Annotated in this window: 5 protein-coding genes; 3 read left to right on the forward strand and 2 right to left on the reverse strand. The window is 71.1% G+C overall.

Annotation, left to right across the window (positions count from 1 at the left end; genetic code table 11):
- On the forward strand, positions 1 to 2875 hold a 2875-nt coding region (locus Q7P21_RS18515; RefSeq protein WP_304178901.1), incomplete at its 5' end, for a glycoside hydrolase family 99-like domain-containing protein.
- A complete protein-coding gene (locus Q7P21_RS18520) occupies positions 2872 to 3999 on the forward strand; it encodes a glycosyltransferase family 4 protein (RefSeq protein WP_304178917.1) in 1128 nt (375 codons plus the stop codon). The genes Q7P21_RS18515 and Q7P21_RS18520, both read left to right, overlap by 4 nt.
- On the opposite strand, the gene Q7P21_RS18525 is transcribed toward Q7P21_RS18520, so the two are convergent.
- Together Q7P21_RS18525 and Q7P21_RS18530 are read right to left on the reverse strand one after the other, a co-directional pair.
- On the reverse strand, positions 3989 to 4732 hold the full coding sequence (locus Q7P21_RS18525) for a hypothetical protein (protein WP_304178925.1): 744 nt from the start codon (positions 4730 to 4732) through the stop codon (positions 3989 to 3991). The two genes, Q7P21_RS18520 and Q7P21_RS18525, sit on opposite strands and share 11 nt — an antisense overlap.
- Complete coding sequence (locus Q7P21_RS18530; protein ID WP_304178931.1) at positions 4729 to 6108, reverse strand: hypothetical protein; 1380 nt, start codon at positions 6106 to 6108, stop codon at positions 4729 to 4731. Before Q7P21_RS18530 ends, Q7P21_RS18525 begins: the two co-directional genes overlap by 4 nt.
- Positions 6109 to 6219: 111 nt before the next feature.
- On the opposite strand from Q7P21_RS18530, the gene Q7P21_RS18535 reads away from it, so the two are divergent.
- Positions 6220 to 6484 (forward strand): hypothetical protein (locus Q7P21_RS18535; RefSeq protein ID WP_304178937.1); only part of this gene is annotated, 265 nt, incomplete at its 3' end.

Here is a 6484-nt window from a genome sequence, read left to right on the forward strand (position 1 = left end):
TCCGGATCCGGCGGCCAATCCCCGCGCCCTGTTCGACCAGGCCTGGTATCTCGAGAACAATCCCGACATCGCCGGCACGCCCTGGGCGCCTCTGGCCCACTATCTGACCGAGGGCGACACCGAGGGGCGCGACCCGCACCCGCTGTTCGGCCTGGCCGACTACCGCGCCACCCACGCGGTCAAGCTGGCCGCCTGCGGCCTGACCGCCCTGCAGCACTTCGTCTATGTCGGCGCGCGGGAGGGCTATGACCCCCATCCGCTGTTCGACCTGCGCCACTATGTCGGCCAGGCCGAGACGGTGGCCAAGAGCGGCGAGAACCCGCTCAGCCACTATCTGCGCGAGGGCTGGCGCGAAGGGCTGGATCCGCATCCGCTGTTCGCCAATGACTGGTATCTGGAGCGCAACCCCGATGTCGCCGCCCTGGGGGTCGCCCCCCTGCTGCACTATGTGACGCTGGGCGCCACGGAGGGCCGGGCGCCGCACCCGCTGTTCGACGCCGGCTGGTACGCAGAGCGCTATCGCGAGACCGCGCCGCGTGGCTCCAGCCCGCTCGCCCAGTTCGTCACGTCAAGCCCGGAATATCGGCGCAACCCCAGCGGCGACTTCGATTCCACCTATTATCTCGAGCAGAATCCGGACGCCCCGCGCGATCTGCATCCGGTGATCCACTATCTGACCGAAGGCGCCTTCCTGGGCGTCTCTCCGGCCTCGGACTTTGACGAGGCGACCTATCTGGCCGACCACCCGGAACTGGTGGAATCCCCGGTCGCGGCCCTGGAGCACTGGATCCGCAGCCGCCTGCCCAAGCCGGAGGGCGGCGCGCGGTTCGGAACCGCCCAGGACGACGGCCTGTTCGAACAGCTGCGCGGCCAGGCCCGCCAGCGCGATCCCGGCGCCTACAACACAGACGCCTATCGCGACCTCAGCGCCGAGGCGCGCCGCCTGCGCGAGCGGCGCAAGGCCGAGTTCCGCCCCGAGCCCCTGAAGCTGATCCATTACGAGGCCCGCGAGATCGACGAGGCCGCCGCCCGCCTGGCCTTTCCGGTGGTCGCGGCGCCCAGGGCCTCGATCGTCATCCCGGCCTATAACAACCTGACCTTCACCCTCGAATGCCTGGCCTCGGTCCAGGCGGCCGGCGGGCTGGAGGCGGCCGAGGTGATCGTCATCGACGACGCCTCCACCGACCGCACCCCCGAGGTGCTGGCCAAGGTTCCTGGCCTGAGGCTGATCACCAACCCCCAGAACCTGAACTTCATCCGCACCTGCAACCGCGCGGCGGGCGAGGCGCGGGGCGAATTCGTGATCTTCCTGAACAATGACGTCCAGGTGCGCGAGGGCTGGCTGGCGGCGCTGCTCGCGCCCTTTGCGGAGATCGAGAACGTCGGGGCGACGGCGCCCAAGATGCTGTTTCCCGACGGCCGGCTGCAGGAGGCGGGCGCCCGCGTCGGGATCGACGGAACCTCGGAGATGATCGGCCTGTTCGAGGATCCGGACCTGGCCCGCTGGAACCAGCGCCGCGAGGTCGACTACGCCTCCGGCGCCTGCCTGGCCGTACGCCGCGCGGTGTTCGCGGAGCTGGGCGGCTTCGACGAGGCCTTCGTGCCGGCCTATTGCGAGGACGCCGATCTCTGTTTCCGGCTGCGGAAACGGGGCCTGAGGATCATCTATGAGCCCGGCTCGGAGATCGTCCACCATCTGAGCGTCACCGCCGAGAGCATCGATTCCGGCTACAAGCTTCGGCTCGCCACCCGCAACCAGCAGACCTTCACGGAGCGCTGGGGCGAGGAGCTGGAGCTGCTCAACGCGGTCCGCACCATCGCCTTCCACCTGCCCCAGTTCCACGCGATCCCCGAGAACGACCGCTGGTGGGGCGCGGGGTTCACGGAATGGACCAATGTCACCCGGGCCCTGCCCAATTATCGCGGCCACTACCAGCCGCACCGGCCAGCCGACCTGGGCTTCTATGACCTGTCCCAGGCCGAGGCCCTGCGTCGCCAGGGGGAGCTCGCCCGCCGCTATGGAGTCTCTGGCTTCTGCCACTATTTCTACTGGTTCTCCGGCGGCCGCCGCGTGCTGGAGCGCCCGCTGGAGCATCTGAAGACCGGGGCGGCCGGCGACTTCCCCTTCTGCCTGTGCTGGGCCAACGAGAACTGGACCCGCACCTGGGACGGCCAGGAGACCGACGTCCTGCTGGAGCAGACCTATGCCCCCGGCGACGCCGAGGCCCTGATCGCCGAGCTCGCCCCGTTCTTCGCGCGACCCAACTATATCCGGGTGGGCGGCAAGCCCCTGGTGCTGATCTATCGGGTGGGGCTGCTGCCCGACGCCCGGCTCTGGGCCGAGGTCTGGCGCGACTGGTGCCGGGCCAATGGGGTGGGCGAGATCTATCTGGCCTTCGTCGAGACCTTTGAACAGGCCGGCGCCCATCCGGAGCCGGCGGCCCTGGGCTTCGACGCCTCGGTGGAGTTCCCGCCGGCCGGCGCGGCGACCCCGATCCATCCGCCGGGCGCCGTGGTCAATCCGCACTTCAAGGGCCAGGTGGCCGACTATCGCCGCACGGTGCGCCACTATTTCACCGAGGCCGTACCGGGCCACACGAGGTTCCGGGGCGTGGCCCCGTCCTGGGACAACACCGCGCGGCGGCAGGACGCGCCCTATGTCTTCCACTTCGCCTCGCCCGGCGCCTTCCAGGCCTGGCTCGAGGTGATGCTGGCCGAGACCCGGCGGCAGAATTTCGGCGACGAGCGGATCGTGTTCATCAACGCCTGGAACGAGTGGGCCGAGGGCGCCCACCTGGAGCCGGACGTGAAGTTCGGCCATGGCTGGCTGGAAGCCGTGCGCAACGCCCTGGACGCGGACCTGTTGGCGCGATGAGCGAGACCCCGGACCTTTGCGTGGTCGGCCACCCCTTCGCCCCGATCGGCATGGGGACCCATGGCCGCGCCGCCATCCGCGCCCTGCGGGCCGCGCGGCTGTCGCCCGGCGTCGTCGACATCTATGGCATGGACCGCCGCCGCGACGCGGGCCTGGAGGCCGAGTTCGCGCCGCTGCTGGCCCCCGGTCTCAGCCCCCGGACCAACCTCTTCTGCATCAACGCCGACGAGGTCGAGCCGACCCTTGCGCGGATGGACGCGGGCGCCTTCGCCAGCGCCTACAACATCATCTACCCGGCCTGGGAGCTGGCGCGCTATCCCGAGCCCTGGGCCCGGATCCTGGAGCGGTTCGACGAGGTCTGGGCGCCCTCGGCCTTCGTGGCCGACGCCATAACCCCGGCGGTCGCCCGGCCGGTGCTGCACATGCCGCTGTCGGTCGAACCCCGGCTGGGGAGCTTCCTGGGCCGGCGCTACTTCGCCATCCCCGAGCACAGCTTCGCCATGCTGTTCTCCTTCGACTTCTCCTCCTACGCCCAGCGCAAGAATCCGGGCGCGGTGCTGGAGGTGTTCGAGCGGCTCGTGGCGCGGCGGCCGGAGGCGGCTCTGCATTGCGTGATCAAGTTCAAGGGCGGCGATCCGGAGCATCCGACGGCCAAGGCGCTGATGGCCCGCATCGCGGCCCTCGGCGGCCGGGCCCAGGCGCTGACCCGTGAGCTCAGCGACGACGAGATGGGCAATCTGGTGCGCAATGTCGACGCCTTCGTCTCCCTGCAGCGGTCGGAGGGGTTCGGCTTCGGCATGGCCGAGGCCATGGCCCTCGGCCGCGTCGCGGCAGCCACCGGCTATTCCGGCAATCTTGACTTCATGACGCCTGAGACCAGCCGGCTGGTCGACTATCGCCTGGTTCCCGTGGGGCCCGACGACTACCCCTATCCGGACGATCAGGTCTGGGCCGAACCGGACCTCGACCAGGCCGTGGCGATCCTCGAAGCCCTGCTCGACGACCCCGTCGAACTGCGCGCCCTGGGCGGCCGGGCGCGGCGCCACATGCGCACCCATTTCAGCCACCGGGCCAGCGGCCTGCGCTATGCGGCCCGGCTGGGCGAGCTGGCGGCTAAGGCTTAGCCGCCGCAGGCTCGGGGATCAGGCCGCCCGGGTCCTGGGCGATGGCCACCTGGCGGACGATGAACTCCCCGCCCCCGGTGGCGTCGAGGTCGATGCGGATCTGGTCGATGAGCGAGCTGGTCCAGTCGGCGCCGCCGGCCGCCGGATGCTTCATGTCGAAGATCAGGACGGTGGGCGTGTTCAGGGGCGGGTCGCCGCCGAACACCGGCTTGGCGTGGAAGGCCGCCGATTCCTTGTGGCCCGGGGTGGCGTAGTAGAGCGTGCCGTCCCAGCCGGTCCCCGCCAGGGTGCGGACCACCCGGACCAGCACCAGGGTGCGGACATGGCCGTCGACATTGAGCCCGCGCGGGCTGCGCAGGATCGGATCGGCGCCGACCTCGCGATAGGTCATGCCCAGGCCATCGGCCGGGGCCACCTCGCCGCCGGTGGCGACAAAGCCGTCGGTGGCGCCTTCGAAGGTCCAGAGCTTCTCGGCCCGCAGGGGCTGGCCCTTGAACAGGAAGACCTGGTTGGCCCTGTCCCAGGTGACCGGGGCGGCGGCGGCGGGCGCGGGGATCGCCGGCGGCGCGACCGGCGCGAGAGGCGCGCCGACCGCCGACAGGCCGAACTCGGCGACGCCGGGGGGCGGGGCCGCCAGATGCGGGCGACGCGGGGCCGGACGGTCGCAGGCGGCCAGCCCCAGGGTCAGGGCCAGCGCGGCGAGGCCGGCGGGGCGAAGGGCGCGGGCGCTCATGGCCGGCGCTCCAGCCCGAGCTCGGCCAGCGGCGGGTCCAGGGCCAGATAGAACAGGCCGGCCAGGGCCGCGAGGTCGAGGAAGTAGAGATAGCGATAGTCGCAGGCCAGCGAGATCACGAAGAAGCTGGCGGCGAAGCCGAGCGCTGAGACCATCAGCCCGGCGATGGCGACGTCCTGGGGCTGGCGGCGCACCATCAGCACGCCCGCCGTGGCCAGAGCGATCAGCGCATAGGTCAGGTGCGAGAACACCGGGGTGTCGATCAGCCAGGAGGCATAGTTGCCGAGCGACCGGTCGGTGGGGTCCTGGCCCAGCGGAATCTCCAGCGAGGCGGCCAGGGCCGGCGGGCCCGCGACGCCGAAGGTCACCGGGCTGCAGCTGTCGATGGCCGGGGTGAGGAACACCCAGCGGAAGACCGAGGCCCGATGGCGCAGATAGGGGCCGGGATAGCGCAGGATCACGTCACGCCACTGGGCGGCGATCACCTTGGCCGGGGTGCGCCACAGGGCGTGGCCGATGATCGGATCGGAGCCCAGATAGTCCACCCGCTCGGCCGAATAGAGCCGGGTCGCCCGGTGGCGGATGACCTCCTCGGCCGCGGGACTGACCGCGGCGATGTCCTTCAGCCGCGCCTTGGGATCATGGGCCGCCACCCCGATGATGTCGTACTGCTGCAGGATGCGCAGGCCGGGATTCTCCGCCGTGTTGACGACCCGGGTCGGCTCGGCGAGCCAGCCCATGACGGCGGAGGCCGCGATCACCACCACCAGGCCGCCCAACCCCCAGGTCAGGCTCGACTGGCGGCCTTCGCCCCGAACGGTCCAGGCCATCACGGCTGCGGCGATCGGCGCGACCACCAGGCCGTTCTGGCGCACCTGGGCGGCCAGGGCCAGCAGCAGGACCAGGCCGGCCAGGGCGAGCCAGGGCCGCGCCCCCGGCGTCCAGTCCCGCGCGATCCGGGCCAGCAGGGCGAAGCCGGCGACGGCCAGATTGGCGAACAGAACGTCCTTCCAGACGATGCCCTGATAGATCAGCAGGGCCGGCGACAGCACCAGGAGGCCGGCGGCGGCGACGCCCCACCAGGAGGTCCGGGGCCGCAGCCGGATCAGGCTGATCAGGGCGGCGAAGGCCAGGAAGCCGCTTGCCGTCACATAGAGGCCAGGGCCCGGCGAGAGATGGTCGAAGAAGCCCAGCACGGCGGCATAGGCGGCCGGCCCCCAGGTCTCACGCTGGCCCACCCGGCCCTCATGCAGCTGGGCCAGGGAATCATAGGTCATCTGGCCCGGCAGGCTCAGCGCCAGCATGACCAGGAACCCGGCGCCCAGCAGCCAGCGCGCGACGGTGTCGGCGCCGAGGGTCAAACGTGGTCTGGTCATAAGGGGCCCGTCCTGGCTGGAGTGTTACCTAGGCGCAGCCGCCCAGGTTGAGAAGACCCGAATCGGGCCGATGGCTTGGCGGGGCCCGCCGTTCCATGCTCAAGATCGGCCATGACGCGCGGCGAGGGCTTCCAGATCAGACCGGCGGAGACCGGCCCGGCGGCGCTCGAGGCCTATGGGGCGATGCTGGGCCAGGTGTTCGGCCGCGCAGACAAGTTCACGCCCGACAGCCTGGCCTGGCGCTATCGCGACAACCCGGCCGGAGCGGTGGTGGGCGCCGACGCCTGGGCGGGGGAGACGCTGGCCGCCCACTATGTCACCTGCCCGGCGGCCATGACGCTGGAGGGTGCGCCGGCCCGGGGGCTGTTGTCGCTGA

The sequence above is a fragment of the Phenylobacterium aquaticum genome, assembly GCF_947378715.1.
Taxonomy (GTDB): Bacteria; Pseudomonadota; Alphaproteobacteria; order Caulobacterales; family Caulobacteraceae; genus Phenylobacterium; species Phenylobacterium aquaticum_A.

Bases quoted from the DNA above. Each gene is read 5' to 3' on its own strand.
- Q7P21_RS18520 (WP_304178917.1), top strand. From the start codon at position 2,872: ATGAGCGAGACCCCGGACCTTTGCGTGGTCGGCCACCCCTTCGCCCCG.
- Q7P21_RS18525 (WP_304178925.1), bottom strand. From the start codon at position 4,732: ATGAGCGCCCGCGCCCTTCGCCCCGCCGGCCTCGCCGCGCTGGCCCTG.
- Q7P21_RS18530 (WP_304178931.1), bottom strand. From the start codon at position 6,108: ATGACCAGACCACGTTTGACCCTCGGCGCCGACACCGTCGCGCGCTGG.